General features: G+C 69.3%; 25 protein-coding genes, 1 tRNA gene and 4 pseudogenes. 23 read left to right on the forward strand and 7 right to left on the reverse strand.

Features of this window, described 5'->3' with window-relative positions; genetic code table 11:
* Nucleotide 1 precedes the first annotated feature (1 nt).
* A pseudogene (locus QUE79_RS10260) lies at nt 2–1,251 on the reverse strand (nicotinate phosphoribosyltransferase).
* 124 nt (nt 1,252–1,375) lie between these two features.
* Between QUE79_RS10260 and murI the strand changes: the two are divergent.
* From murI to QUE79_RS10275, 3 genes are read left to right on the forward strand one after another with little or no spacing between them, the layout of a single operon-like run.
* Complete coding sequence (murI, locus tag QUE79_RS10265; protein ID WP_286346566.1) at nt 1,376–2,227, forward strand: glutamate racemase; 852 nt, start codon at nt 1,376–1,378, stop codon at nt 2,225–2,227.
* A gap of 47 nt (nt 2,228–2,274) precedes the next feature.
* Complete coding sequence (gene rph, locus QUE79_RS10270; RefSeq protein WP_286346567.1) at nt 2,275–3,009, forward strand: ribonuclease PH; 735 nt, start codon at nt 2,275–2,277, stop codon at nt 3,007–3,009.
* Nucleotides 3,006–3,635 (forward strand): non-canonical purine NTP pyrophosphatase, encoded by a 630-nt coding sequence (locus QUE79_RS10275; RefSeq protein WP_286346568.1) that lies wholly within the window; start codon nt 3,006–3,008, stop codon nt 3,633–3,635. Before rph ends, QUE79_RS10275 begins: the two co-directional genes overlap by 4 nt.
* Nucleotides 3,636–3,764: 129 nt before the next feature.
* Here QUE79_RS10275 and QUE79_RS10280 read toward each other — a convergent pair whose 3' ends face one another.
* Complete coding sequence (locus tag QUE79_RS10280; RefSeq protein WP_286346569.1) at nt 3,765–4,430, reverse strand: DedA family protein; 666 nt, start codon at nt 4,428–4,430, stop codon at nt 3,765–3,767.
* A 248-nt stretch (nt 4,431–4,678) separates the two neighbouring features.
* On the opposite strand from QUE79_RS10280, the gene QUE79_RS10285 reads away from it, so the two are divergent.
* The gene (locus QUE79_RS10285) at nt 4,679–5,374 is read left to right on the forward strand and encodes a hypothetical protein (RefSeq protein WP_286346570.1); all 696 of its coding nucleotides are present in this window, start codon (nt 4,679–4,681) and stop codon (nt 5,372–5,374) included.
* 9 nt (nt 5,375–5,383) lie between these two features.
* Here QUE79_RS10285 and QUE79_RS10290 read toward each other — a convergent pair.
* Nucleotides 5,384–5,468: transfer RNA gene (locus QUE79_RS10290), tRNA-Leu, on the reverse strand.
* 35 nt (nt 5,469–5,503) lie between these two features.
* Entirely contained in the window at nt 5,504–6,763 is a 1,260-nt protein-coding gene (locus tag QUE79_RS10295) for an MFS transporter (protein ID WP_286346571.1), read from the reverse strand.
* A gap of 38 nt (nt 6,764–6,801) precedes the next feature.
* On the opposite strand from QUE79_RS10295, the gene mnmA reads away from it, so the two are divergent.
* The 9 genes and pseudogenes from mnmA to QUE79_RS10340 all read left to right on the forward strand — a co-directional run bounded on the left by mnmA (nt 6,802) and on the right by QUE79_RS10340 (nt 16,782).
* The gene (mnmA, locus tag QUE79_RS10300) at nt 6,802–7,923 is read left to right on the forward strand and encodes a tRNA 2-thiouridine(34) synthase MnmA (protein ID WP_286346572.1); all 1,122 of its coding nucleotides are present in this window, start codon (nt 6,802–6,804) and stop codon (nt 7,921–7,923) included.
* 8 nt (nt 7,924–7,931) lie between these two features.
* Nucleotides 7,932–10,259, forward strand: coding sequence for an NAD-dependent DNA ligase LigA (gene ligA / locus QUE79_RS10305; protein ID WP_286346573.1), 2,328 nt, complete (start codon nt 7,932–7,934; stop codon nt 10,257–10,259).
* A 181-nt stretch (nt 10,260–10,440) separates the two neighbouring features.
* A complete protein-coding gene (locus QUE79_RS10310; protein ID WP_286346574.1) occupies nt 10,441–11,130 on the forward strand; it encodes a hypothetical protein in 690 nt (229 codons plus the stop codon).
* Nucleotides 11,073–11,885, forward strand: a complete 813-nt coding sequence (locus QUE79_RS10315; RefSeq protein ID WP_286346575.1) for an alpha/beta hydrolase — start codon at nt 11,073–11,075, stop codon at nt 11,883–11,885. The genes QUE79_RS10310 and QUE79_RS10315 overlap by 58 nt, the downstream gene beginning before the upstream one ends.
* 139 nt (nt 11,886–12,024) lie before the next feature.
* The gene (gene gatC / locus QUE79_RS10320) at nt 12,025–12,324 is read left to right on the forward strand and encodes an Asp-tRNA(Asn)/Glu-tRNA(Gln) amidotransferase subunit GatC (protein WP_286346576.1); all 300 of its coding nucleotides are present in this window, start codon (nt 12,025–12,027) and stop codon (nt 12,322–12,324) included.
* A pseudogene (gene gatA, locus QUE79_RS10325) lies at nt 12,321–13,864 on the forward strand (Asp-tRNA(Asn)/Glu-tRNA(Gln) amidotransferase subunit GatA). Before gatC ends, gatA begins: the two are co-directional and overlap by 4 nt.
* Nucleotides 13,864–15,364: pseudogene (gatB, locus tag QUE79_RS10330) on the forward strand (Asp-tRNA(Asn)/Glu-tRNA(Gln) amidotransferase subunit GatB). Before gatA ends, gatB begins: the two co-directional pseudogenes overlap by 1 nt.
* A 16-nt stretch (nt 15,365–15,380) precedes the next feature.
* Nucleotides 15,381–15,947, forward strand: a complete 567-nt coding sequence (locus QUE79_RS10335) for a hypothetical protein (RefSeq protein ID WP_286346577.1) — start codon at nt 15,381–15,383, stop codon at nt 15,945–15,947.
* The gene (locus QUE79_RS10340; RefSeq protein ID WP_286346578.1) at nt 15,934–16,782 is read left to right on the forward strand and encodes a DUF3097 domain-containing protein; all 849 of its coding nucleotides are present in this window, start codon (nt 15,934–15,936) and stop codon (nt 16,780–16,782) included. Before QUE79_RS10335 ends, QUE79_RS10340 begins: the two co-directional genes overlap by 14 nt.
* A 72-nt stretch (nt 16,783–16,854) precedes the next feature.
* Here QUE79_RS10340 and QUE79_RS10345 read toward each other — a convergent pair whose 3' ends face one another.
* Nucleotides 16,855–17,865 carry an SGNH/GDSL hydrolase family protein gene (locus QUE79_RS10345; RefSeq protein WP_286346579.1) on the reverse strand — a complete coding sequence of 337 codons (1,011 nt, stop codon included), beginning with the start codon at nt 17,863–17,865 and terminating at the stop codon, nt 16,855–16,857.
* Nucleotides 17,866–18,118: 253 nt separating this feature from the next.
* On the opposite strand from QUE79_RS10345, the gene QUE79_RS10350 reads away from it, so the two are divergent.
* The 4 genes from QUE79_RS10350 (at nt 18,119) to QUE79_RS10365 (ending at nt 20,467) form a co-directional block, all read left to right on the forward strand.
* Complete coding sequence (locus tag QUE79_RS10350) at nt 18,119–18,538, forward strand: VOC family protein (protein ID WP_286346580.1); 420 nt, start codon at nt 18,119–18,121, stop codon at nt 18,536–18,538.
* Between the two features lie 101 nt (nt 18,539–18,639).
* Nucleotides 18,640–19,221: a winged helix-turn-helix domain-containing protein gene (locus tag QUE79_RS10355; protein ID WP_286346581.1), complete on the forward strand. Its 582-nt coding sequence runs from the start codon at nt 18,640–18,642 to the stop codon at nt 19,219–19,221.
* Nucleotides 19,221–20,273 (forward strand): MFS transporter, encoded by a 1,053-nt coding sequence (locus QUE79_RS10360; protein WP_286346582.1) that lies wholly within the window; start codon nt 19,221–19,223, stop codon nt 20,271–20,273. The genes QUE79_RS10355 and QUE79_RS10360 overlap by 1 nt, the downstream gene beginning before the upstream one ends.
* Nucleotides 20,274–20,323: 50 nt before the next feature.
* Nucleotides 20,324–20,467 (forward strand): hypothetical protein, encoded by a 144-nt coding sequence (locus QUE79_RS10365; protein WP_286346583.1) that lies wholly within the window; start codon nt 20,324–20,326, stop codon nt 20,465–20,467.
* A gap of 44 nt (nt 20,468–20,511) precedes the next feature.
* Here QUE79_RS10365 and QUE79_RS10370 read toward each other — a convergent pair whose 3' ends face one another.
* Nucleotides 20,512–20,688: a hypothetical protein gene (locus QUE79_RS10370; protein WP_286346584.1), complete on the reverse strand. Its 177-nt coding sequence runs from the start codon at nt 20,686–20,688 to the stop codon at nt 20,512–20,514.
* 108 nt (nt 20,689–20,796) lie between these two features.
* Between QUE79_RS10370 and QUE79_RS10375 the strand changes: the two genes are divergently transcribed.
* Nucleotides 20,797–21,351, forward strand: coding sequence for a spermidine/putrescine ABC transporter substrate-binding protein (locus QUE79_RS10375; protein ID WP_350271682.1), 555 nt, complete (start codon nt 20,797–20,799; stop codon nt 21,349–21,351).
* Between the two features lie 106 nt (nt 21,352–21,457).
* Nucleotides 21,458–21,850 carry a DUF3054 domain-containing protein gene (locus tag QUE79_RS10380; protein WP_286346585.1) on the forward strand — a complete coding sequence of 131 codons (393 nt, stop codon included), beginning with the start codon at nt 21,458–21,460 and terminating at the stop codon, nt 21,848–21,850.
* A 43-nt stretch (nt 21,851–21,893) separates the two neighbouring features.
* Here the strand turns inward: QUE79_RS10380 and QUE79_RS10385 are convergent, their stop codons facing one another.
* Nucleotides 21,894–22,214 (reverse strand): DUF7882 family protein, encoded by a 321-nt coding sequence (locus QUE79_RS10385; RefSeq protein ID WP_286346586.1) that lies wholly within the window; start codon nt 22,212–22,214, stop codon nt 21,894–21,896.
* A 175-nt stretch (nt 22,215–22,389) separates the two neighbouring features.
* Here QUE79_RS10385 and QUE79_RS10390 point away from each other — a divergent pair.
* The 4 genes and pseudogenes from QUE79_RS10390 to QUE79_RS10405 all read left to right on the forward strand — a co-directional run.
* A pseudogene (locus QUE79_RS10390) lies at nt 22,390–22,479 on the forward strand (oxidoreductase); the annotation flags it as partial.
* A complete protein-coding gene (locus tag QUE79_RS10395; protein ID WP_286346587.1) occupies nt 22,470–23,390 on the forward strand; it encodes an SDR family oxidoreductase in 921 nt (306 codons plus the stop codon). The pseudogene QUE79_RS10390 and the gene QUE79_RS10395, both read left to right, overlap by 10 nt.
* Complete coding sequence (locus QUE79_RS10400; protein ID WP_286346588.1) at nt 23,387–24,856, forward strand: phytoene desaturase family protein; 1,470 nt, start codon at nt 23,387–23,389, stop codon at nt 24,854–24,856. Before QUE79_RS10395 ends, QUE79_RS10400 begins: the two co-directional genes overlap by 4 nt.
* The gene (locus QUE79_RS10405; RefSeq protein ID WP_286346589.1) at nt 24,856–25,305 is read left to right on the forward strand and encodes an SRPBCC family protein; all 450 of its coding nucleotides are present in this window, start codon (nt 24,856–24,858) and stop codon (nt 25,303–25,305) included. Before QUE79_RS10400 ends, QUE79_RS10405 begins: the two co-directional genes overlap by 1 nt.
* The last annotated feature ends 93 nt before the right edge of the window (nt 25,306–25,398 follow it).

Genomic DNA, 25,398 nt, shown 5'->3' on the forward strand with positions numbered 1-25,398 from the left:
CTCACTCGTAGCGGGTCGGGATGATCGGCTCGCCACGCCCCAGGCTGAAAGCCGCCGGGGGCAGTTCTCCGACGGCGGCGGCACGGTGCTCACGTGCCGCGAGCACCCCTCCGGCCCGGTCCAGCGCTCGTCGACGACTCCGTCGGTGACCAGCTGAACGAGGAGGGTGCGCTCCGAGGGTCCGACGTCGTGATTGCCGACCCGAACGATCTCCTCGGAGGCTGTTCCGGCGCGGCGAGCTCGGACCGCGAATTTCCGGCCGCCGACGGTCGCCTTCTCGGCGGATTTCTTCCCGACGGACACCCACTCGCCGTGGTCGTCGTGGTGGGCGACGAGCTTGAAGACCATCGATGCGGCGGGATGCCCAGAACCCGTGACCACGGAGGTCCCGACGCCGTAGCTGTCGACCGGAGCCGCGCGAAGCGCCGCGATGGTGAATTCGTCCAGGTCGTTCGTCACGGTGATCTTCGTGTTCGTCGCCCCGAGCGAGTCGAGTTGGGCGCGCACCTGCGCGACGAGCTGAGGAAGGTCGCCCGAGTCGATCCTGACCGATCCCAGCTCGGGCCCGGCCACCTTCACCGCGGTCTCGACGGCGGCGGGGATGTCGTAGGTGTCGACCAGCAGCGTCGTGTCGGCTCCCAAGGCGTCGACCTGGGAGCGGAACGCGGCCTCCTCGGTGTCGTACAGCAGCGTGAAGGCGTGCGCTGCGGTCCCCATCGTCGGGATGCCCCAGCGGCGCCCGGCCTCGAGATTGCTCGTCGCGCCGAAGCCCGCGATGAAGGCGGCGCGTGCCGCGGCGACGGCGCTCCACTCACCCGTGCGGCGGGAGCCCATCTCGGCGAGCGGGCGGCCGTCGGCGGCGGCGACCATGCGGGCGGCGGCGCTGGCGACGGCGGAGTCGTAGTTGAAGACGCTGAGTGCGAGGGTCTCGAGGAGCACGGCCTCGGCGAAAGTCGATTCCAGGATCAGCAGGGGCGAGTTCGGGAAGTACACCTCGCCCTCCCGGTAGCCCCAGATGTTCCCCGAGAACCGGTAGTCGGCCAGCCAGTCGATCGTGGCCCGGTCGACCACCCGGGCCTCCTCGAGCCAGGTCAGCTCGGGTTCGCCGAAGCGGAAACGCCTGAGCTCGTCCAGGAAGCGGCCCGTGCCGGCGACGATGCCGTAGCGGCGCCCGGGAGGGAGCCGGCGGGTGAACACCTCGAAGATGCTCTGCCGGAGAGCGGTGCCGTCGCGGAGACCCGCGTCGAGCATGGTGAGTTCGTACCTGTCGGTCAGGAGCACGCTGGTCACGCGCCCAGCCTAGGCCGTGTCCCGCCCGGGAGTGTCGGCCAGGTGCCCAGCCTCCGCGACCACCGGCCCGGTAGGGTTGACCATCGTGACGGACGCACCCATCGGAGTCTTCGACTCGGGAGTCGGCGGCCTGACGGTGTCGCGAGCGATCATCGATCAGCTGCCCCGCGAGTCGATCCTGTACGTCGGTGACACCGAGCACATGCCCTACGGCCCGAAGCCGATCGCCGAGGTGCGCGAGTATGCGCTGGCGGTCATGGACGACCTCGTCGCCCAGGGCGTCAAACTGCTCGTGATCGCGTGCAACACCGCATCCGCGGCCGTTCTCCGCGACGCGCGCGAGCGGTACACGGGTCCGCACGGCATTCCCGTGGTCGAGGTGATCCAGCCCGCCGTCCGTGCGGCCATGAAGGCGACCCGCACGAAACGCGTCGGGGTGATCGGCACCGCCGGCACGGTCAACTCGAGGGCGTACGAAGACGCGTTCGCCGCCGCCCCCGATCTCGCCCTGTTCACGACGGCCTGCCCTCGCTTCGTCGAGTTCGTCGAGAACGGCGACACGTCGAGCCCCGAGCTGCGCGCGGTCGCCGAGAGGTATCTCGCGCCTCTCCGGGCGGCGCGAATCGACACGCTCGTGCTCGGCTGCACGCACTATCCGCTGATGTCGGCGGCCATCCAGTACGTCATGGGTCCCGACGTCCGGTTGGTGTCGAGCGCCGAAGAGACGGCGGCCGACGTCTACTCGACTCTCGTCGCGCACGACCTCGTGCGCGACTCCACGGCGGCTCCCGCCTACGACTTCCAGGCGACGGGATCCGACCAGGCCGGCTTCGTGCACCTCGCGAAGCGGTTCCTCGGCCCCGAGGTGTCGACCGTGAGCCACCTCGAGACGGGCACCATCGATCTTCCCGCGGGGTTCGCCCGCGGGCCGCGCTGAGCACCAGCACCAACGCTAGGCCAGCATCCACGTATGAGGAGAGCCCCATGACGATCCGCGCCGACGGCCGACAGGCCGACGACCTCCGCGAGGTCACCATCGAGAAGGGCTGGAGCGCTCAGGCCGAGGGCAGCGCCCTGGTCAGCTTCGGCAGCACCAAGGTGCTCTGCACCGCGTCGTTCACGAACGGCGTCCCCCGCTGGCTGACCGGCAAGGGCAAGGGCTGGGTCACGGCGGAGTACGCCATGCTGCCTCGGGCGACGAACTCCCGGAACGACCGCGAGAGCGTCAAGGGCAAGATAGGCGGCCGCACCCACGAGATCTCCCGCCTCATCGGCCGAAGCCTTCGCGCCGTCGTCGACATGAAGGCCCTGGGTGAGAACACGATCGTGCTCGACTGCGACGTCCTCCAGGCCGACGGCGGAACACGGACCGCCGCGATCACGGGAGCCTACGTCGCGCTGGCGCAGGCCATCGAGTGGGGCCGGGAGAAGAAGTTCATCGGCCAGAAGGCTTCGCCGCTGCTCGACAGCGTCTCGGCGGTGTCGGTGGGCATCATCGACGGAGAACCGATGCTCGACCTGGCATACGTCGAAGACGTGCGTGCCGAGACCGATATGAACGTCGTCGTGACCGGCGGCGGGAAGTTCGTCGAGGTCCAGGGCACCGCGGAGGGCGCGCCGTTCGACCGTGCTGAGCTCGACGCGCTTCTCGATCTGGCCCTCGGCGGAGCCGTTGATCTGGCGGCCATCCAGCGGTCCACTCTGGCGGCCTCCAGATGACACGGGTCGTTCTCGCCACGCACAACGCCCACAAGGTCGAAGAGCTCAAGCGAATCCTGGGTGACGCTCTCGAAGGCATCGAGCTGGTCACCTACGACGGGCCGGAGCCGGTCGAAGACGGCGACACGTTCGAGGCCAACGCCCTGATCAAGGCACGGGCCGCTGCCGAGTTCACCGGGTTGCCGTCGATCGCCGACGACTCCGGCATCGCTGTCGACGCGCTCGGCGGAGCCCCGGGTATCCACTCGGCGCGCTACGCCGGTACCCGAGACGACGGCGACAACCTGCGCCTGCTGCTCACCAATCTCGGCGGCGCGACCGATCGTCGCGCGCAGTTCGTCTGTGCTGCGGCTCTCGTCGTGCCGCCACCCGTGGGCGCGGTCGGACCCGACGGGCCGGCGTCGGCCTCCGAGAGCGAGGAGTCGGTCGAGATCGCCAGCTGGCCGGGCACCGTCCTCGCGGAGCCGGCAGGATCCGGCGGTTTCGGCTACGACCCGATCTTCCGCCCCGCCGACGCCGACCGCTCGGCAGCCGAGCTCACCGCCGCCGAGAAAGACGCCACGAGCCACCGCTCGCAGGCCTTCCGCGCGCTGGCTCCCCGCATCACGGCGCTGGCGGGGAGCTAAGGCGTGCCCCTCACGTCTCCTCCGGCCCATGCGGAGACACAGCCCAGAGCCCGATAGCCACCTCGAGAACGCCGTCGGCATCCCTTCGCGGAGGGATGCCGACGGCGTTCTCGATTTCGCGGCGACAGGCTACGGCTGCGCGGGCGATGACGTGGGCGTGGCGCCCGTCGCCGGCGCCGAAGCCGTTTCTTGAGGCGTCTCGCCCGAGTCTGACGCGCGCTTGGCCTTGCGGCTGGTGCGCCAGACCTGCAGCAGAGCCGGCACCACCGACACGACGACGGCCGCGAGAAGGATGAGGTCGATGTAGTTCTCGACGAAGCGGGCGACGGGCGGGATGTGCCCGATGCCGAAGCCGAGCATGGTGATTCCGAAACCCCAGGCGACCGCGCCGATGGCGTTGTACAGGGAGTACTTGCGGTACTTCATGTGGGCGACGCCGGCGGCGATCGGTGTGAAGGTGCGGACGACCGGGACGAATCGGGCAAGGATCACCGCGAAGGCGCCGAAGCGGTCGAAGAAGGCGTTCGTGCGCTGGACGTTCTCGGACGAGAAGAGGCCGCTCTCTTTTCGCTCGAAGATGCGTGGCCCGATCTTGTGCCCGATGAGATAGCCGAGTTCACCGCCGAGGAACGCTGCCAGAGCGATGCAGAGGGCGATGAGCCAGATGGGCAGGCCGAGCCCGTAGCTGTCTTTGGCGGCGATGACGCCGGCGAGGACGAGGAGAGTGTCACCCGGGAAGATGAAGCCGACGAGCAGACCCGTCTCGGCGAAGATGATCGCGCAGATGCCGAGCACGGCCCAGGGCCCGAACGCGTGGATGAGGGCCTCTGGGTCGAGGAAGGGATCGTGGACAGCGGCAGCATGGGAGGTTCTCCTGTGATCGATTCGCAGCTGTCGAGAAGAAAGCCTGGGATCGAATTCAGCTTAACGGAGGGAACCCGCCCGTGGGCTGGGCCTTCGCAGGTCGAGACCCAGGTGCTACGCCCGGTCAGCCTGCAGGATGAAGCGCTCCGTCGTAGGCTGCTGCCGACGAGGGGGTCAGGATGCAGGACGAACAGGATCCAGGAGCGAGGGACGCCGCGCGGCGTCGGCTGGTCGAGCGGGCTTTCGCCCCCGACGCGACACCGAGCGACCGTCAGGCGCTGGCGGAGTTCGACCGTGCCTCGCCGACCTCGGCGGCTCGACCGGCGGACGTGGCCGACGCCCCGGGTGTCGAGCCCGGTCCCGTGGACGACGAGCAGGCCCCTGAACGAGAGAGACGACGCCGGCGACGCACGATCCTCGTCGCCGTGGGCGCGGCCGCACTCTGCGGCGTCGGGGGACTCGCCGCGGGCCTGTCCGTCTCCGGCCGGCCGGAGGCCGCAGCGCCGCCGGCCGACTCGAACCTCACCTCGGTCGAGAAGGTGCTGCCGGCGTTCGTCGCGCCCGATTTCAGCGGCCAGCAGATCGCGGTCGACATCCCGTCCGGCCCGATCCCGTCCAACCTGGTGCGGTCGTCCTTCCGGAGTGCCGGGTTGAGTGACAACGATTCCTCGCCGGGAGATGAGCTGCAGGTCTACGTGGCGAAGGACACCACCAACTACGACTGCCTCGTCGTCGTGCACACGGGTCAACTGTCGTCGGTCTGCGTCTCCGGCAGGTATTTTCCCGCCAGCGGCCTGACCCTCGCCTGGAACGCCGAGAAGGGAACGGACATCGTCTCGTGGCTTCCCGACGGGACGATGAGCCTGTCGAACTGACCGGCCCCCTGGTGCGGGAGAAGGGACTTGAACCCTCACGCTCGAAAGCACAGGAACCTAAATCCTGCGTGTCTGCCAATTTCACCACTCCCGCGGCCTGGACAGTTTAGCCAGCCGTGATCCTGCGCTCTATCGCTTCAGGTGCGGCTGGTGGGGCGAGTAGCGCGGTACGTACCTGAGCAGGATCCCGGCGCCGACGAAACCGAGGACACCCATGACTCCCGAGGCGAGGGAGATCGACACGACGGCGGTGATGCCGGCGATGAGCAGTGGCGCGGCGGCGCTGCCGAAGTCGCCGGTGAAGCGCCAGGCCCCGAGGAACGGCGCCGGGTTCGCCTTGTCGGCGAGATCGGCGCCCAGGGTCATCAGGATGCCCGAGCCGATCCCGTTCGCGACCGACATGAACATCGCGACGCCGATGAACCAGGTGACGTTGTGTGGCAGCGCGTGCGTGAACGACAGGACGAGGTACGAGATGCCGAGCCCCACCATGCAGGGCATGGCGCTCCACATCCGGCCCCAGCGATCCATGATCTGGCCGCTCGTGTAGAAGAGGCCGAAGTCGATCGCGCCCGCGATTCCGATGATCAGAGCCGTCTGTGACGAACCGACGCCGATCGACACGGCCCAGAGCGGCAGGATCACCTGACGGCCCGCTCGCATGGCGCCGATGAGGGCCGCCCCGCTGCCGAGCTTCACCAGGACGCCGCGGTACTTCCAGAGCGTCGGGAAGAGGCCGTGCGCCTCGTCGGCCACCTCCGACTCTCCCGCGGAGCGGGGAGCCGTCGGATGCGTCACCGATCGCGACTGCCCGGCGCCGGGGTCCTTCAGAAAGATGAGGACGGCCGCCGCCGCGAGGCAGCCCGCGATGTGGATCCAGAAGGCCGACTGGACGGACCCCGTCAGGTGGATCAGGCCGGCGGACAGGAAGGGACCCACGAAGTAGCCGAACCGGAAGACGCCGCCGAGGCTCGACAGGGCCCTGGCGCGGATCTCCGGCGGGACGAACGAGGTCATGTACGCGTGCCTGGCGAGAGCGAAGACCGCCGTCGAGAGTCCGATGAGGAACACGCCGAGTGCCAGGATCCATACGTTGGGTGCCGCGACGCTCACCAGGAGGCCGACGACGCTGACGAGCGCCGCCCCGATCATGGCCGGGCGCTCGCCGACGCGGGAGACCAGCCAGCCGCTCGGGATGTCGCCGAACAGCTCGCCGACGAGGATCAACGAGGCGACGAACGCGGAGATCGCGAGAGAGGCACCCAGGTTGTCGCTGGCGACCGGGATGATCGGAATGATCGCGCCCTCGCCGATCGCGAAGAGAGCGGCGGGCAGGAACGCGGAGAGTGCGACGGACCGCATCGAGAAGGAGGCGGCGGGGGAGCTCATCAGTTCGAGCCTAAACCTCGGCGCTTACACTGGTGGACATGAAGGTTCTGGCAGCGATGAGCGGCGGCGTCGACTCCGCCGTGGCGGCCGCGCGCGCCGTCGACGCCGGTCACGACGTCGTCGGGGTGCATCTCGCGCTGAGCAGGATGCCCGGCACACTCCGCACCGGCAGCCGCGGCTGCTGCACCATCGAAGACTCCATGGACGCCCAGCGGGCGGCCAACATGATCGGCATCCCCTACTACGTCTGGGATTTCTCGGAGCGGTTCAAGCTCGACGTCGTCGACGACTTCGTCGCCGAGTATCAGGCGGGTCGCACCCCGAACCCCTGCATGCGCTGCAACGAGAAGATCAAGTTCGCGGCGCTGCTCGAGAAGGCGATGGCCCTCGGCTTCGACGCCGTGGCGACCGGTCACTACGCGTCGATCGTGACCGACGCCGACGGCAACAAAGAACTCCACCGCGCCGCGGCCTGGGCGAAAGACCAGTCGTACGTGCTCGGCGTGCTCACCAAAGAGCAGATCGACCACTCGATGTTCCCTCTCGGCGCGACACCGTCCAAGGCGGAGGTGCGGGCGGAGGCCGCCGCGCGCGGCTTCACCGTGGCGCAGAAGCCCGACAGCCACGACATCTGCTTCATCCCCGACGGCGACACCCGCGGTTGGCTCGCGGATCGTGTCGGCGCCGAGCAGGGCGAGATCCTCGATCGAACGGGTGCGGTGATCGGTCAGCACGAAGGTGCGCACGCGTTCACCGTCGGCCAGCGCAAGGGTCTCAACATCGGCTTCCCGTCCGACGACGGCAAGCCGCGCTTCGTTCTCGAGGTTCGTCCCAAGGACAACGCCGTCGTCGTCGGCCCGAAAGAGGCTCTCGACATCGCAGAGATCGCAGGATCGAAATTCTCCTGGGCCGGTCTCGCCCCTCTCGATCCGACCGAGGCGTTCGAGTGCCAGGTGCAGATCCGGGCGCACGCCGACCCGGTCGACGCCATCGCGCGAGTGACGGTGGTAGACGGTACAACTGAACTAGTCATCACTCCGCACGAGCCGCTGAACGGCGTCGCACCCGGGCAGACCGCCGTGGTCTACGTCGGCACGCGCGTGCTGGGGCAGTGCACGATCGACAAGACGATTTCAGCCGTTCCCGTTCCCGTCCCCTAGGAGCCCCCATGACCACCTCCGGCGAGACGACGTCGACGACCCTGGAGGAGGCCCGCGACGAGGCTCAGACGCTGACCTCCCGCATCCTGGAGCTTCGAGACCAGTACTACGAGGGCAACGGCTCGACCGTCGCCGACTCCGAATACGATGCGATGATCCGGCGTCTCGAGGCGCTCGAGCACGAACACCCCGAGCTGCAGAAACCCGACAGCCCGACCCAGACGGTGGGCGGTCGTGCCGAGACGACGCAGTTCGCTCCGGTGGAGCACGCCGAGCGCATGCTCAGTCTCGACAACGTCTTCAGCTTCGACGAGCTCGCCGAGTGGGCGGGCAAGGTCGAGCGAGACGCGGGGGCCGAGCGCGTTCGGTTCCTGACCGAGTTGAAGATCGACGGGTTGGCGATCAATCTCCGCTACGAGAACGGCGTCCTCGTCACAGCGGCAACACGCGGCGACGGCGTCGTCGGCGAAGACGTCACGGGCAACGTGCTCACCATGGGCACCATCCCGTCGAGGCTGAAGGGCGACGGCCACCCGCCTCTCGTGGAGGTGCGCGGCGAGATCTTCTTCCCCGTGGCCGAGTTCGACGCCCTCAATGCCGCCCAGGCCGAGGCGGGCGAGCGGCTCTTCGCCAACCCGCGCAACGCCGCCGCCGGGTCGCTCCGTCAGAAAGAAGAAGGCAAGAGCCCCGACAAGCTCGTCCTCATGAAGAAGCGGCTGCGGGGGCTCCGCATGCTCGTGCATGGCATCGGCGCCTGGCCGGTCAGAGCGCTCGAGGCCGACACCGGGGTCACCAGCCAGTCCGAGGTGTACGGGCTGCTCGAGAAGTGGGGTCTGCCCATCTCGACGCACTTCCGGGTGTTCGACACCGTCGAAGAGGTCGACGCCTTCATCGCGAAGTACGGCGAGCAGCGCGCCTCGGTCGAGCACCAGATCGACGGCATCGTCATCAAGGTCGACGACCTCGGCCTCCACGAAGAACTCGGGTCCACCAGCCGCGCTCCGCGCTGGGCGACGGCCTTCAAGTACCCGCCGGAAGAGGTCAACACCAAGCTCCTCGACATCGTGGTCAGCGTCGGCCGCACGGGCCGTGCCACGCCGTTCGCCGTGATGGAGAAGGTCGAGGTCGCCGGTTCCGAGGTGCGACAGGCCACGCTCCACAACCAGCAGGTTGTCAAGGCCAAGGGCGTGCTGATCGGCGACACGGTCGTGCTCCGTAAGGCGGGCGACGTGATCCCCGAAGTGCTCGGCCCGGTGGTCGAACTCCGCGACGGGACCGAGCGCGAGTTCGTCATGCCCGAGAACTGCCCGGAGTGCGGCACGAGGCTGGCGCCGGCGAAGGAGGGCGACATCGACCTCCGCTGCCCGAATTCACGAAGCTGTCCGGCGCAGGTCCGCGGGCGCGTCGAGCACATCGCCTCGCGCGGCTCGCTCGACGTCGAGGGCCTGGGTGAGGTGGCCGCAGCCGCCCTGACGCAGCCCGAAGAGCCGAAACGGCCGCCGCTCGACACCGAGGCGGGCCTGTTCGACCTCACGATGCGCGACATCTTCCCCGTGCGCGTCTTCGTGCGCGACTCCGAGACGGGGATGGTGAAGCTCGAGGCGGACGACCGCCCCAAGCTCGTCTCGCCGTTCAAGAGACTGCGCAAGGTGGCCACCGACGGTCCGTTCGATCCCGACTCGACCGAGTTCGCCGGCGACGAGACGTCCGTGCCGTCCAAGACGGCACTCGAGATGCTGGCGAACCTCGAGAAGGCGAAGACGAGCCCCCTGTGGCGCATCCTGGTCGGCCTCAGCATCCGGCACGTCGGTCCCGTGGCGGCGCGCGCCCTGGCCGACTACTTCGGTTCCCTCGACGCGATCCGTGCCGCGAGCCGCGACGAGCTCGCCGCCGTCGACGGCGTGGGGGGCATCATCGCCGACGCTCTGATCGCCTGGTTCGACGTCGACTGGCACCGAGACATCATCGATCGCTGGACATCCGCGGGTGTGCAGTTCACCACGCCCGGTCACCCCGGGCCGGGGGCGGCCGTGGCGGCGGGCGGTGTCCTGGCCGGGCTCACCGTCGTCGCCACCGGATCCCTGGAGGGATTCAGTCGAGAAGGCGCGCAGGAGGCGATCCTGGCCGCCGGCGGAAAGGCGGGCAACAGCGTCAGCAAGAAGACCGATTTCGTCGCCGCCGGTCCGGGGGCCGGATCGAAGCTCACCAAAGCCGAAACCCTCGGGGTACGAATCATCGACGCGGCCGAGTTCGCCCTGCTCCTCACAGAGGGCCCTTCGGCCCTGGAAGCCACGGGTGACACCCCCAGTGAGGGGGCAGCGGCTGACCCCAATTAGGGGGACACTCCCGCAAGAAATCGGCCTCAGGCTGGTCAACAGGACAAACGCTTCCCTAAACTGTGTGCTAGCGCATCGATCTCGTCTGTAGGGGTACGGGATACGGGTGCGCTAGTAGGGGAACCCCGACGTGCTGTTAATTGCCGCAGCCATCCTGTATTCCTCGGTTCACGTGCTTGGCGTGGCCGGGACGCCCGCCGTGCCCGCGCACGTGGCCTCCGAAGTGACGACGTCCTCGGCTCCTTCGGCGATCTCGCAACCGGTCGCCATCCCGTCCCTGTCCGCCCCTGTCGAGGGCGACCCCGGCTCGTCTCCCGCGCTGACGGCGTGCGGCGCCTCGCGCGGCAGGGCCACGGCTCTCACCGGGACGGGGCGCGTCCGCGCCGCCGACTGCCTCGCCGAGCTCGCCGACGTCGGCACCGGCCCTCTCGCGCGTTTCGCCGATTCGTTCGACACCGACGACGCCTCCGCCGTGACCTTCGCGACCTCGCTGGGGGAGCGGGGCTCCGCAGCGGAGACCCGCGCCTGGTGGACAAGCCTCTCCGAGGAGCGGCGGACGGCGTTGACCAGGCTGATGCCGTCGGTGGTCGGTAACCTCGAGGGGGTCCCGTACCAGGATCGCGACATCGCCAACCGGATCACCCTCGCGACGACGATCGCAGCTCTCGAGAAGCAGGCCGACGAGCACGGTTCCGGGATCGTCGGGGTCGATGTCGACGCTCGGCGGCTCACCATGCTCCAGCAGGTCGAGATCGCCCTCGACCGCGGGCGAGAGGAGACGACGCGCGCCGCAGTCTCCTGTCGCTCGACACCGTGTTCCCGGGCAAGGCCGCGGTCTCCGTCGGCGACGTCGACACCGCCGACAACGTGACGATGATGGTTCCCGGGATGCTCTACACGGTCTCGAACCAGATCACCTGGTGGACCGACCGGGCGGCCGATCTTCACTCGGAACAGGACTTCTGGTCGAACACCCTCGCCACCGACGCCACGACCCGATCGGCGTCCAACGCCACGATCGCCTGGATGGGCTACCGCACTCCCGACCTCACCAACGTCCTCGGGCTCTCGCTGGCGAAGGTCGGCGCCGTTCACCTCGAGGACGCCGTCCAGGGGCTGGCGGCGGCACGCATCGGCACCGAGCCGCACGTCACGCTCATCGCCCACTCGTACGGCTCCACGACCGCGACGATCGCGCTGACCTCCGGAAAGATCCACGTCGACTCGTTCGTCGTGCTCGGCTCGCCGGGCAGCGTCGTCTCCAAGGCGAACAAACTCGCCGTCACGCGTGGCAACGTCTTCGCCGCGGCGGCCGCGCTCGACCCGGTCGCGGGCAGCGGGGTCTTCGGGGCCGATCCCGGCTCGACGCTCTTCGGCGCGACGCTGCTCAACGTCGGCGGCGGCACCGATCCCTACACCGAACAGCACCTCTCCGCCGTTCTCACGCACAACCGGTACTTCACGCCCGGCAGTCGGTCGATGCGCAACCTCGCGCTGATCGGGATCGGACGCGCGTCGCTCGCGGGCGGACGGGTTCCCCAGCCGGACACGCCCCAGCTGGCGAACCAACCGAGCCTGGCCTTCGTACGGCCTCAGGACGTCTACCGCGAGTCGCTGAGCGCCTGAGCGGGTGCCGCAGGATCGGCTGTCGAACCGGCGCGATCCTGCCCGGGTTCTCCCCAGGTCTGGGAGCGCCCGGCCCGAGCACAGGCAGCACCCGAATAGACTCTCGGGGTACCCCCGACAGAACACGTGACGGAGCAGCATGTCTGAAATCACGCGCGAGCAGGTGGAGCACCTCGCCGGTCTCGCCCGCATCGCTCTCACCCCCGACGAGATCGACAAGCTCACCGGTGAGCTGGGCCACATCGTCGACAGCATCGCGAAGGTCACCGAGGCCGTCTCGGCCGACGTCCCTGCGACGAGTCACCCGATCCCGCTGGCGAACGTGTTCCGCGACGACGTCGTCGGCGAGACGCTGACCCAGGAGCAGGCCCTGAGGGGCGCCCCCGAGCACGACGGAACCCGCTTCAAGGTGAGCGCGATCCTGGGAGAAGAGCAGTGAGCGACGATCTGATCCACCTGTCCGCAGCCGACTTGTCGGCGAAGCTCGCCTCGGGCGAGGTCTCCGCCGTCGAGGCGACGAAGGGCCACCTCGACCGGATCGCCGGCGTCGACGGCGACGTGCACGCGTTCCTGCACGTCAACGCCGCGGCCCTCGAGACCGCCGCGTCGATCGACGCGAGGCGAGCCGCGGGCGACGAGCTGGGCCCGCTCGCCGGCGTCCCCATCGCCATCAAAGACGTCCTCTGCACGATCGACATGCCGTCGACGTCGGGGTCCAAGATCCTCGAGGGCTGGGTGCCGCCCTACGACGCCACCGTCGTCGCGAAGCTTCGCGCGGCCGGGCTCGTCCCCCTGGGCAAGACCAACATGGACGAGTTCGCGATGGGCTCCTCGACCGAGTTCTCCGCCTTCGGCCCGACTCACAACCCCTGGAACCTCGACCGCATCCCCGGCGGGTCCGGCGGAGGCTCCGCTGCGGCCGTCGCGGCCTTCGAGGCGCCGCTCGCCCTCGGCAGCGACACCGGTGGGTCGATCCGCCAGCCCGGTGCCGTCACCGGCACGGTCGGGGTCAAGCCGACCTACGGCTCCGTCAGCCGCTACGGTGCCATCGCCCTTGCCTCCAGCCTCGACCAGGTCGGCCCGGTCAGCCGCACCGTGCTCGACGCCGGCCTGCTGCACGACGTCATCAAGGGCCACGACAAGCGCGACTCCACCTCTCTGGCCGATGAGTGGCCGTCCTTCGCCGACGCCGCGCGCCGAGGCCTCGCTCCCGGGTCGCTGCACGGTGTCAAGGTCGGCATCGTCAAAGAGCTGAACGGCGACGGCTTCCAGTCGGGCGTCAAGCAGCGATTCTCCGAGGCTGTCGCCCTGCTGACCGGTGCCGGTGCCGAGATCGTCGAGGTCTCCGCTCCGAGCTTCGAGTACGCGATCAGCGCCTATTACCTGATCCTGCCCGCCGAAGCCTCGTCCAACCTCGCGAAGTTCGACTCCGTGCGCTTCGGGCTGCGGGTCAACCCCGAGGGGGCGGCACGGTCGAGCAGGTCATGGCGGCCACTCGCGAGCAGGGCTTCGGCCCCGAGGTCAAGCGCCGGATCATCCTCGGCACCTACGCGCTGAGCGCCGGCTACTACGACGCCTACTACGGCAGCGCGCAGAAGGTCCGCACCCTGGTGCAGCGCGACTTCGCCCGCTTGTTCGACGAGGTCGACGTTCTCATCTCACCGTCGGCGCCTACCACGGCGTTCCCGATCGGCGAGAAGATCGACGACCCGTTGGCCATGTACCTCAACGATCTGACCACCATTCCGGCGAACCTCGCCGGTATCCCCGGCATCTCGATCCCGATGGGACTGGCCGAGGAGGACGGTCTCCCGACCGGCATCCAGCTGATGGCTCCGGCCCGGGCAGACGAGCGCCTCTACACCTACGGCGCCGCGCTCGAGCAGCTCTTCGAACAGGGCTGGGGTCACACGCTCATCTCGCGGGCGCCGAGTCTCAGCGTCTCCGAACAGTCCGCCGCAACCGAGGGAGTCGTCTGATGGCCGCCCGCCCAGAACTGATGGACTACGACAAGGCGCTCGAGCTGTTCGAGCCCGTCGTCGGCTTCGAGGTCCACGTCGAGCTGTCGACCAAGACCAAGATGTTCTCCGACGCCCCGAACGAGTTCGGGGCGAGCCCAACACGAACATCACGCCCGTCGACCTCGGTCTGCCGGGGTCGCTCCCCGTCGTCAACGGGCAGGCCGTGAAGTACGCGATCAGCCTGGGGCTCGCCCTCGGCTGCTCCATCGCTCCGTCGTCGCGTTTCGCGCGCAAGAACTACTTCTACCCCGACCTGGCGAAGAACTACCAGATCAGCCAGTCCGACGAGCCGATCGCCTTCGAAGGCAGCGTCGAGGTCGAACTGCCGAACGGCGACACGTTCACCGTGCCCGTCGAACGCGCGCACATGGAGGAAGACGCCGGAAAACTCACGCACGTCGGAGGCTCGACCGGCCGCATCCAGGGCGCTGAGTACTCCCTGGTCGATTACAACCGTGCCGGTGTTCCCCTGGTCGAGATCGTGACCCACCCGATCATCGGCGCCGAAGCGCTGGCGCCCGAGCTCGGAGCCGCCTACGTCGAGACGATCCGCGACATCGTGCGCGGCCTCGGCATCAGCGAGGCGCGGATGGAGCGCGGCAACCTCCGCTGCGACGCCAACATCTCCCTGCGCCCCCGCGGCCAGGAGAAACTCGGCACCCGCACCGAGACGAAGAACGTCAACTCCTTCCGCGCGGTCGAGCGGGCCATCCGCTACGAGATCCAGCGGCAGGCGGCGATCCTCGCCAAGGGGGAACGATCACTCAGGAGACGCGGCACTGGCACGAAGACACCGGCCGCACGTCGGCCGGGCGTCCGAAGAGCGACGCCGACGACTACCGCTACTTCCCCGAGCCCGACCTGTTGCCCGTCCAGCCGTCGCTCGAGCTGATCGACGAGCTCCGGGCCGCTCTGCCCGAGTCGCCGGCCGTCATGCGTCGCCGTCTCAAGGGCGAGTGGGGCTTCACCGACCTCGAGTTCCAGGACGTCAAGAACGCGGGTCTCCTCGGCGAGATCGTCGAGACCGTGAAGGCCGGATCGACGCCGCAGGCCGCTCGCAAGTGGTGGACCGGCGAGATCGCGCGCCTCGCCAACGTTGCCGACGTCGACGCCTCGTCGCTCGTCACTCCCGGTCAGGTCGCCGAGCTCATCGCGCTGATCGACTCCGGAGAGCTGACGGACCGGCTTGCGCGTCAGGTCCTCGAGGGGGTCATCGCCGACGAGGGAACGCCCGCCGAGGTCGTCGAGAAGCGCGGCCTGAAGGTGGTCTCCGACGACGGTGCGCTCATCGCGGCCATCGACGAGGCCCTCGCCCAGCAACCCGACGTCCTCGAGAAGATCCGCGACGGCAAGGTCCAGGCCGCCGGTGCGGTCATCGGCGCCGTCATGAAGGCCATGAAGGGTCAGGCCGACGCGGCTCGAGTGCGCGAGCTGGTCCTCGAGCGAGCGCAGGCCTGATCTGGGTTCCGGCACCGTGAACGCCCAATCGACGCGAGGGGTCGCGTGGTGGCTCTCGCCCCTGCGTCCGCTCCTGATCGGCATGGCCGCCCTCGCCGTGGCGACCCTCGTCGCGTCGAAGACCCTTCCGGTCCACACCGTCGTGATCTGGGCCGCCGCCGGCAAGCGAGGGCTTGCGGCGTCCCGCAGCGACTTCGAGGTCGGCGTCATCATCATCGGGCTGGTCGTGTTCGGGGTCTGGGTGATCGCGGGGCTCTTCCTCACCGTGATGCCGCTCCGACACGTCCTCGTGCCGCATGCCGTCTACTGGAAGGCCGCCGGGCACGGCAGCGAGATGCGGCACCGCTACGCGACCTATCTGTCGCGGGCGATCGGCTTCACCTATTGGTTCATCGCCGTCGAGGTGGTGGTGGCCGTCGTGTCGCAGAAGAACGGTTCCCTCGAGGTCCCGTGGCTGCCCGTGGTCGTGTCGCTGCTCTTCATCGTGATCCTCCTCGTCTTCGCCGTCTGGGTCTTCGCCGACGGCTTCCGGCCACCGCCGCGGCCGGCCCCGAGAAAGGTGGCCGGCAGTGCCGGGCGCTGACGATCGCTACAGCCGCGACGTCCTCGCCGGCGACTGGAAGAAGGCGGGTCAGAAGCCTCCGCTCCGCCTCGTCGACGCCGTGCGCGAGCTGGTCGTCGAAGAGACGGTGTCGGGCTTCACGGGTGCCATCGTGCGGGTGGAGGCCCAGACGATCGAGCTCGTCGATTGGAAGGACCGCGTCCGGGCTTTCCCTCTGACGTCGTCGTTCGCCATCGACGGCGAGCCCGTGCGACTCCAGGTGCCGCGGGCGGCTCCGACGGGGCGGCTGCGTTCGGCCTCCGGCTCGTTCGCGGTCACCGACGCCCGAGCCCGCACCGCCCTCCCGAGCCGTATCTTCGTCGAGGGCCGGCACGACGCCGAACTCGTCGAGAAGGTCTGGGGCCACGATCTGCGCGTCGAGGGAGTGGCCGTCGAGTACCTCGAGGGCGTCGACAACCTGGCCGACGTGCTGAAGGAATTCAAGCCGGGCCCGTCGCGGAAGGTCGGCGTCCTCGTCGACCACCTGGTGAAGGGGTCGAAAGAGAGTCGGATCGCCGACGCCATCGCCTCGTCACCGCTCGGTGAGAACGTGCTCGTGGTCGGTCATCCGTACGTCGACGTCTGGCAGTCGGTGAAACCCGCCCGGCTGGGGTTGACCGAGTGGCCGACCGTCCCGCGCTCGATCGAGTGGAAGCACGGAATCTGCGAGGCCCTGGGGTGGCCGCACGACGAGCAGGCCGATATCGCTCGTGCCTGGCAGCGCATCCTGGGCCGGGTACGGACCTTCGCCGACCTCGAGCCCTCGTTCCTCGGGCGGGTCGAAGAGCTGATCGACTTCGTGACGACTCCCGCGTAGGCGGGCCAGCGGAGCACGGTGTTGTGCGTTCTGCGGGCCGACGGCACCGATGCGGGGCCCGCTTCCTCGTCGCTAGGGTTCGCGTCGTCGACGGAGGCCTCGACGGGCCACGAGGAGGATCACGACGAGCGCTGCGACCACGCCGGCCAGCACGAGCCAGATCAGGTCGATCGAGAAGCCGCTCGAGGCCGCCTGCGACGTCGGCTTCGAGGTCGCCGCGAACGACGAGCTGATGGCGGAGGCGGTGCGGTCGGCGAGGAACTCGGCGCCGCGCTCGTTGGGGTGCAGGGCGCCGGCTTCGAGGAGATCTTCCGGAAACCGTCCGACGCCGAGAGGGTGACGCCGTCGATGTACGACCCACGGGTGGCGCACGCCGAGTGCGCTCTCGACGCGCCGAGCGTCTCGACGTAGTCGAACCCGGCCCGGGCGCTGGCCTCTCGCATGACCCGGTCGAGGCGCGCCTGGACCCCGGCCAGGTAGGTCACATCGGTGTCGGTGAACGGGAAGCCGTCGCGGGGGAATCCCTCCGTGATGCTCTTGGAGTCGATCACGGGGCGGAAGCACCCCGCCGGTGGCGTGTGCGGCATCCGGGAAGATCGCCGGATACCCCACGACGAACACTCTCGCATTCGGTGCCTTCGCTGCGACGTCGGCGAAGGCCTTCCTGAGCCCCTTCGCGACCGTTGTGTCGATGGCGTCGCCGAGGGTGTCGTGCCCGTTCGCGTCGAGGGTCTGCTTGCACGTGCGGGTCGTCGCCTTCGCGTCGAACACGGGGCCGTCCGCGCCGAGCGCGATGCACGATGACGCCGTGCTGAACAGATCGGCGTCGTTGCCTCCGATCGAGATCGTCACGACCCTGGTGCGGCTTCCGAGGGCATCGACTTGCGGGGCTGCCCCGAGCTGCTCGGTGTCGACCACGTTCGCCGTCGTCGCGCCGGAACAGCTGACGTCGGTCAGATCGAGGCCCAGGCGCTCGGCGACGCGGTGCGGATAGTCGTCGGACGACTGCGAACATGCCGCGACGGGTTCGCCGGTCGGGTCGGGCAGGCCGAATCCGGCAGCGTAGGAGTCGCCGAGCGCCACGTAGGCGAGGCCCTCCGTCGGTGCCGCGATGGACGTGGCCGCGGCGGAGGTGGTCGGGGTGGACGTCGCCGCGGCCGCAGCGGGAAGCGAGCCCCCAGTGCAGCGGCGCCGGCGGCCAGAAGGGCGAGGGCGCGCAGGATCAGCAGGATTCCTCCCGCGGTGTTCTTGGCATCCCTCAATCGTACGGGGAGCCTTGTGGCTGCCTCGCCCGCGCGCCACACTGGGCGCACGGATGTCGATCAAGGAGGCTCGCATGTCGATCACACTCAACCCGTACCTGAATTTCCGCGGCCGAGCTCGCGAGGCGCTGGAGTTCTACGCCTCCGTTCTCGGCGGCGAACCCACGCTCACCACCTTCGCCGAGGGTGGCATGGGGGAGCAGTTCCCCGGTGAGGAGTCGTCCATCATGCACGGTCAGCTCATCACGCCGATCGGCCTCACGCTGATGTGCGCGGACGCGCCGTCGGCCATGTCGCTGACCGTCGGCGACAGCGTCTCCGTCTCGCTCTCCGGCGACGACGAGGCGGAGCTGACGACGTACTGGGAGGGGCTCACCGAGGGCGGAACCGTCACCATGCCGTTCGACGTGGCGCCGTGGGGTGACCGCTTCGGAATGTTCAAGGACCGCTTCGGCGTCGACTGGATGATCAACTCGATCGCGCCGGCGGCGTAGCGCCTCGACCTGCTGCCTGCCAGGCCGGCTCCTGACGAGTGCACAAGGACTCTTGCGCAAGACATATTGCGCAATGACTCTTGTGGAGTTAGCGTGGTGGCATGCCAGCCCGCAAACGCACCACGGTCCGCCTCGACGACGCTGCACGCATGCGCGTGCTCGCGCACCCCACTCGCCTCGAGCTCCTCGGGCTGCTGCGCGAACGCGGTCCGCAGACGGCGGCACTCCTCGGCGACGTGGTCGACGAGGCACCCGGCACGGTCAGCTATCACCTCGGCAAGCTCGCCGGGGCCGGGCTCATCGAAGAGGCTCAGGATCAGGGCAGCGACGGCCGCGAGCGCTGGTGGCGCGCCGCGCACGAGTCGACCAGCGTCGATCCTGCGAAACTCGTCGGCGATCCTGAGAAGTTCGCCTCGGCGGTCGCCCTCGAGAGAGCGTTCTCGCAGGCCTGGGCCCTCTCGTACGACCGATTCATCGACTCGCTGCCGCAGCAGCCGCCCGAGTGGGCCGCCGCGGCACTCGCCACCGACCGGACGCTGCGCCTGACCGTCTCGCAGGCGGCCGCGCTTCGCGACGAGCTCCTCGAACTGGGCGACCGCTGGCAGGAGGTCACCGACGCGAACGACGGCGATCCCTCCGCCGAGCGCGTCATGCTCACCACGACCACGTATCGGCGCCCGTGATGCGTCGACGTGCCCTCGGCTCCCTCGTCGCGCTGCTGACGGCCCATACTCTGTCGCAGACCGGCAACGTCGTCACGCTCTTCGCCGTGCCGTTCGCGGTTCTCGCGACGGGCGGCGGAGCGGTCCAGGTCGGTGTCGCTTCCTTCGTCGCGACCGTCCCCGTCGTCCTCGGCGGCCCGCTCGGCGGGGTCCTGGTCGGGCGGATCGGGTACAAGCGCTCCAGCATCCTGGCCGACGTCGTCAACGGCGTGGCAGTCCTGGCGATCCCCGTACTCGCTCTCACGGTCGGGCTGCCCTTCTGGGGTCTCCTGGGGCTCGTGTTCGTCGGTGGTCTGCTCGACACGCCGGGCCAGACATCGCGGCGCGTGATGGTGCCCGACATCTCGGCGCTCGCCGGGGTCCGGCTCGAACGCTCGGTGGGCTTCGTCGATGCAGCGACTCGCCTGTCGGGTCTCATCGGGGCGCCGCTGGCAGGCCTCCTCGTCGCCGCGTTCGGCCCCTTCCAGGCGCTGTACGCCACGGCGGCGGGCTTCGCGTTCTCGGCCGTCGTGACCGTGTTGTTCGTCGCCGTGCCACCCGGTCCGGTCACCGGTGAAGACGAGCCGCAGGAGGGGTACTGGGGCGATCTGCGGACGGGGTTCCGCGCCGTCGTCCGCGACCCGCTGCTTCGCCTCCTGATCGGGATGATCCTGATCACGAACCTGCTGGACGCGGCTCGGAGCAACACGCTCCTGCCGCTCTACGCCGACCAGCGTCTCGGCGGTGCGGGCGCGCTGGGTTGGATCGTGGCGTCGTTCGGCGGGAGCGCCCTGATCGGCTCGGTGCTGTTCGGATTCGTGGCGCATCGAGTTCCGAGGCGCGTGACGTTCTCCGTCTGCTTCGTCCTCGCCGGCGGGCCGTCGCTGGTGGTGTTCGCGCTCGGGCTCTCCGTCCCGTGGCTGGTGGCCGGCTCGATCGTCTCGGGGCTGGCCGCGGGATCCTCAACCCGATCCTCGGCGCCGTCGAGTTCGAGCGGATCCCGTCGCACCTCCGGGCTCGTGTCTTCGGCCTGATCACCGCCGCGGCCTGGGCAGGCGTGCCGATCGGCGGTCTTCTCGGGGGCTTGGGCGCGTCCGCCATCGGCGTCACCACGACCTTCGGCGTCATCGCGGTCATCTATGTGGGCGTGTGTCTGGCGCCGCTATCCGGTGGCCGCTGGCGCCTGATGGAGAAGGCCGCGATCGACCAGGATCGCGTGGCCGCCTGACCTCGGACGCCGGCGATCGAGCCGCCCTCGTCGCCCCGCGAGCTTCAACGGAGCGGGAAGTTGCCGCCCAGGAGGTCGTTCACCTCGGTCTCGGCTAAGTCGTTGGAGGGATCGGTCAGGTCGTGATCGGTCTCCTCGACCTCGTCGGGGGAGTCGCCGTGCTCGGCCGCCGGGTCCGGGTGGGACTCGACACCCTCGACGTCGTTCTCGTGGTCGCTCATCGTGAACCTTCTTCCCGCGGGCGTCGGTGACGCCTTCGACCTGCAAGCTACGCCGCCCGGGCGGCGCGGGGCCCAGGAATCCGGCGAGTTCCCGGCCTAAAATGAGGCATGGCCGATTCGATCGAGGGGCGCGTGCGCGGGTCGGTCGACGCGTTCCTGCGCTGGTTGCCCCGCTGGCGGATCGGCACCTCGAAGGCGCGAACCCGCGTCTGCAGGCTGTGCCTCGGGTCACCCGTCGCGACCGCGGCCGGCTTCGACCACGATGTGCCGCACGCCGTCCAACACGCCCTCCTCAGTCGCATGCGGGTGATCGTCGACGAAGCCGTCGACGAGTACACCGCGCGAAACCTCCCTCTGGTCAGCCGAGAGCTGTCCAAGACGACGACGCACGATCACGTCGGCTACCGGCCCGACGAAGGGCTCGCCCTCGAGTTCCAGGGCCTCGAGACCGATCCTGAGCCCGAGCCCGGGCAACCGTTCCTCTTCACTCTCGCCGAGCTGGCCGAGGCGGACCGGGCTCAGGCGCAGGCGCCCGAGGTCATCAGCGACCCTGCACCCCCTCCTCCTATTCCGACGAAGCGAAGGCAGCATTGCGCACCGAACTCGAACTGGCCGACGATCACGCGAGGCAGGTCGGCACGGCCGTGTGTCTCGCCCTGGTAGAGCACAGGCGTCGCATCGCCGACGCCATCGACCGTCTGGTCGAACCTCAGATCGACGAGCTCCTGGCCGAGCTCTCGCAGGCCCTCGAGAATCCGAGGTCGCGCTGATGATCCCCAGGTCCCTCTTCTCGAAGACCCCGTGGTGGGCGTTCCTCTTCGACCTGGTGCTGGTGCTCGCGTTCGTGCTGATCGGTCGTCGCAGTCACGACGAGTCCGACGCGCTGACCGGCATCCTGACCACGGCCTGGCCGTTCGTGTCGGGGCTCGTGATCGGCTGGCTCAGCCTCATCGGCGTTCGCTGGCCGTTCGTCACCCTGCCCTCGGGCGCCGTGATCCTGGTGGCGACAGTGTTCCTCGGGATGCTGCTGCGTCACGGCAGCGGGCAGGGGGTGGCCGTCAGCTTCGTGATCGTCGCGACCGTCGTGCTCGGGGTGTTCCTCGTCGGCTGGCGGGCGCTCGCGATCTTGCTCGCGAAGCGTCGGGTGGCGCGTCGGGCCTAAGGTGTGCCTCTCGATTCACCGCGGGTCGTGTGAGAGACAGGCGCTATGGCTTCGCGCTGTTGTCGAGGGCGGGTTCGTCGGAGAGCACCAGGCCCGATGAGCTGTTGGCACTGGTCGTGAGTTCGGCGAGCCAGCTGCGGCTGATCGAGGGGACCCGGCCGCCGCTGTACTTGAAGTAGAGCGGGATGCTGGCGTCCATCCAGAGGCTCGAGCGGCCGTCACCGACCTTCTGCGGATCCCGCCACGAGAAGAAGAACGACTCGCGTCGGCGGAGCTTCGTCGCGATGACGATCTGGAGGTGCTCCAGCGTGCGGTCTTCGAATTCGATCTCGATGGCGTTCGAGCCGTAGATCAGGGATCCCATTTCACTCCTCGGGTGTCCGTCGCTCGATTCGGGTCTTCGGAATCGGGCGGGCCAGTTGAGATTACCCTGCGCCGCGCCCCGCCGGGCGACGAGGGCACGGACGCGCACAGCAGGCCGCGACTACCGTGGGTGATCCTGCCCGCTGCATCCAGGCAGGATGATCCCGAGGAGCCCCATGTCTCAGAGAATTGCCGTCGTGACGGGCGGAACCGCCGGTCTGGGGCGCGCCATCGTCCGAGAGCTCGCCGCCCGCGGGTGGGACGTCGCGATCCTCGCCCGGGGCGAGGACGGCCTGGCCGGCGCAGTGCGGGACGTCGCCGACGCCGGGGGCTCGCACTCGGGATCCCGACCGACGTCGCGGACAACGATCAGGTCGAGGCGGCCGCGGCGCGGGTCGAGAGCGAGCTGGGTCCGATCGACCTCTGGGTCAACGACGCCATGGTCGGCGTCTTCGGCGAGTTCCTGACCACCGACCCCGGTGACTTCGAGCGAGCGACCCAGGTCAACTACTTCGGCTTCGTGAACGGCACGCGCGCGGCGCTCAAGCGCATGGTGCCTCGCGACAGCGGCCACATCATCCAGATCGGTTCGGCGCTCGCGCACCGCGGCATCCCGCTTCAGGCCGCGTACTGCGCCTCCAAGCACGCCATCACGGGTTTCACCGAGTCGGTCACGACCGAGCTGATCCACAACAAGAGCAAGGTGCGGGTCTCGCAGGTGGACATGCCCGCGATGAACACGATCCAGTTCAACTGGGTGAAGTCGCAGCTGCCGCATCACCCGCAGCCCGTGCCGACCATCTTCCAACCCGAGACGTGCGCCCGCGCGGTCGCCGACGTCGCCGATCACCCGCGCCGCCGGAGCTGGATCGGCGAGCCGACGGTCATGACCGTGCTCGGCAACCGCTTCGTCGCCCCCTTCCTCGACGTCTACCTCGCCAAGACCGGTTACTCCGGGCAGCAGGCTCCCGACAAGACCGAGCCGATGCTGCCGACGAACCTCTACGAGCCGGTCGCCGGCGACCAGGGCTCCCGCGGCATCTTCAGCGATCAGGCCAAGGAGACGAGCCCGCAGATCTGGTACACGCAGCATCGCGGAGTCAGCTACGCAGCTGCTGCCGGAGCGCTCGTCGGCGGGATCGCGGCTCTCGCCGCGGGGCTGAAGGCCAAGCGGTGAGCGACGACGCGATCGTCGTCGGCGCCGGGCCCAACGGGCTCGCCGCAGCGGTCGTGTTCGCTCGCGCGGGCCTGTCGGTGCGCGTCCTCGAGCGCAGCGGCACCATCGGCGGCGGCGCACGGACCGCCGAGCTGACCCTCCCGGGCTTCCGTCACGACGTCTGCTCGGCAGTCCACCCCATGGGCGCGGTCTCCGGCTTCTTCCGGCGTTTCGGCCTGGAGAGCAGGATCACGATGCTGACGCCGGAGATCTCCTACGCGCATCCGCTTCCCGGAGGGCGCGCGGGCATCGCGTTTCGCGATCTCGACCGCACGGTGGCGCGGCTCGGCAGAGACGGTGCCGCGTACGACTCCCTGCTGCGCGACCTGGTGGCCCGCGACGATGAAGTGGCCCAGTTCACGCTGTCGTCGATCCTGCAGGTTCCGCGGTTCCCCGCGACGACGGCCCTCTTCGGGCTGGCCATGATCGACCAGGGGATGCCCTGGTGGAACGAGCGCTGGCGCGGCGAGGAGGCTCCGGCGATGCTCGCCGGGGTGATGGCGCACGCGATCCGGCCGATGCCGAGCCTGTCGGCCGCGGCGGCGGGCCTGGCCCTCGCGGTTCACGCGCACGCGCGCGGCTGGCCCGTGCCGCAGGGCGGCAGCCAGAGCATCGTCGATGCGATGGCCGACGACATCCGGGCGCACGGCGGCGTCATCGAGACGGGCGTCGAGGTGACTTCGCTCGACGAGGTCCGCGGTGCTCGCGCGGCGGTGTTCGATGTCAGCGCCCGGTCGATGGCCGACATCGGCGGCGACCGCTTCCCGGCGTGGTACTCGCGGGCGCTGCGACGCTTCCGATACGGCAACGCCGCATCGAAGGTCGACTTCGCCCTGTCCGAGCCGGTGCCGTGGCTGAACGCCGACGTCTCGGCGTCGCCGACGGTGCACCTCGGCGGCAGCCGCCGACAGGTCGCGGCCGCCGAGCGCGACGTCGCCCGGGGTCGTCACGCGACGAACCCGTTCGTGCTGGCCGTCCAGCAGAGCGTCATCGATCCCTCCAGGGCTCCCGAGGGCAAAGCGACGCTGTGGGCCTACACCCACGTGCCGCGCGACTCCGACATCGATCAGACCGAGGTCATCACCACCGAGATCGAGAAGTATGCGCCCGGCTTCCGCGACACGATCCTGGCGTCGTCCTCGCGGACGGCGAGAGATCTGGAGAACTACGACCCGAACTACATCGGCGGAGACATCGCCAGCGGGGCTCCCAGCGTGGCCCAGCTCATCGCGCGACCGGTCGTCGACGTCGAACCGTGGCGCACGCCGGCTCCCGGGGTCTACCTCGGCTCGTCGTCGGCCCCGCCCGGGCCGAGTGTGCACGGACTCGGCGGGGCGTACGCGGCCCGCAGCGCCCTGCGTCACGAATTCGGCATCGACACCCTGCCCGACCTCTCACCCTCCCGACCGCACGAAGAAAGAACCTGATGTCCACGACGCACCGCTTCATCGAGGCCACGCCCGACCGCGTGTTCGACGTTCTCGCCGACGGGTGGCTGTTTCCGAGCTGGGTCGTCGGCGCGTCGCGGATCCGCGACGTCGACGACGCGTGGCCGGCGATCGACTCCAAGATCCACCACTCCTTCGGCGTCTGGCCGATCGTGATCGACGACACGACCTCGATCACCGAGTGGAACCGGCCCTTCCGGGCGGAGTTCATCGCCCGGGGTTGGCCGCTGGGCGAGGCCGACGTGACCGTCGACGTCCAGGATCGCTCCGGAGGCTGCTTCGTGACGATGACCGAGTTCGCGGTCTCCGGGCCGGGCACGCTCGTGCCGCCGCTGCTCATGGAGCCGGTGCTGAACATCCGCAACCGGGAGGCCCTGCAGCGCTTGGCCTGGCTCGCGGAGGGCGGGGCCGCAGCCCCTGGCGCCTGACGTCGTCGCCAGCCGGGCGAGACGAGAGGGCCGAAATGCCCCCTTCCGTGACCGGAGTGTGCATTTCGGCCCTCTCGCGTGACGCGACCGGGC

Origin of the sequence: Frondihabitans sucicola (genome assembly GCF_030296615.1) — a bacterium.
Taxonomy (GTDB): Bacteria; Actinomycetota; Actinomycetes; order Actinomycetales; family Microbacteriaceae; genus Frondihabitans; species Frondihabitans sucicola.

What these genes read in the sequence shown, in the direction of transcription:
- QUE79_RS10380 (WP_286346585.1), top strand. Translation starts at nt 21,458, where the DNA reads ATGATCCCCAGGTCCCTCTTCTCGAAGACCCCGTGGTGGGCGTTCCTC.
- QUE79_RS10385 (WP_286346586.1), bottom strand. Translation starts at nt 22,214, where the DNA reads ATGGGATCCCTGATCTACGGCTCGAACGCCATCGAGATCGAATTCGAA.
- QUE79_RS10350 (WP_286346580.1), top strand. Translation starts at nt 18,119, where the DNA reads ATGTCGATCACACTCAACCCGTACCTGAATTTCCGCGGCCGAGCTCGC.
- QUE79_RS10285 (WP_286346570.1), top strand. Translation starts at nt 4,679, where the DNA reads ATGCAGGACGAACAGGATCCAGGAGCGAGGGACGCCGCGCGGCGTCGG.
- QUE79_RS10405 (WP_286346589.1), top strand. Translation starts at nt 24,856, where the DNA reads ATGTCCACGACGCACCGCTTCATCGAGGCCACGCCCGACCGCGTGTTC.
- rph (WP_286346567.1), top strand. Translation starts at nt 2,275, where the DNA reads ATGACGATCCGCGCCGACGGCCGACAGGCCGACGACCTCCGCGAGGTC.
- QUE79_RS10375 (WP_350271682.1), top strand. Translation starts at nt 20,797, where the DNA reads ATGGCCGATTCGATCGAGGGGCGCGTGCGCGGGTCGGTCGACGCGTTC.
- gatC (WP_286346576.1), top strand. Translation starts at nt 12,025, where the DNA reads ATGTCTGAAATCACGCGCGAGCAGGTGGAGCACCTCGCCGGTCTCGCC.
- QUE79_RS10295 (WP_286346571.1), bottom strand. Translation starts at nt 6,763, where the DNA reads ATGAGCTCCCCCGCCGCCTCCTTCTCGATGCGGTCCGTCGCACTCTCC.
- mnmA (WP_286346572.1), top strand. Translation starts at nt 6,802, where the DNA reads ATGAAGGTTCTGGCAGCGATGAGCGGCGGCGTCGACTCCGCCGTGGCG.
- QUE79_RS10360 (WP_286346582.1), top strand. Translation starts at nt 19,221, where the DNA reads ATGCGTCGACGTGCCCTCGGCTCCCTCGTCGCGCTGCTGACGGCCCAT.
- ligA (WP_286346573.1), top strand. Translation starts at nt 7,932, where the DNA reads ATGACCACCTCCGGCGAGACGACGTCGACGACCCTGGAGGAGGCCCGC.
- QUE79_RS10355 (WP_286346581.1), top strand. Translation starts at nt 18,640, where the DNA reads ATGCCAGCCCGCAAACGCACCACGGTCCGCCTCGACGACGCTGCACGC.
- QUE79_RS10275 (WP_286346568.1), top strand. Translation starts at nt 3,006, where the DNA reads ATGACACGGGTCGTTCTCGCCACGCACAACGCCCACAAGGTCGAAGAG.
- QUE79_RS10370 (WP_286346584.1), bottom strand. Translation starts at nt 20,688, where the DNA reads ATGAGCGACCACGAGAACGACGTCGAGGGTGTCGAGTCCCACCCGGAC.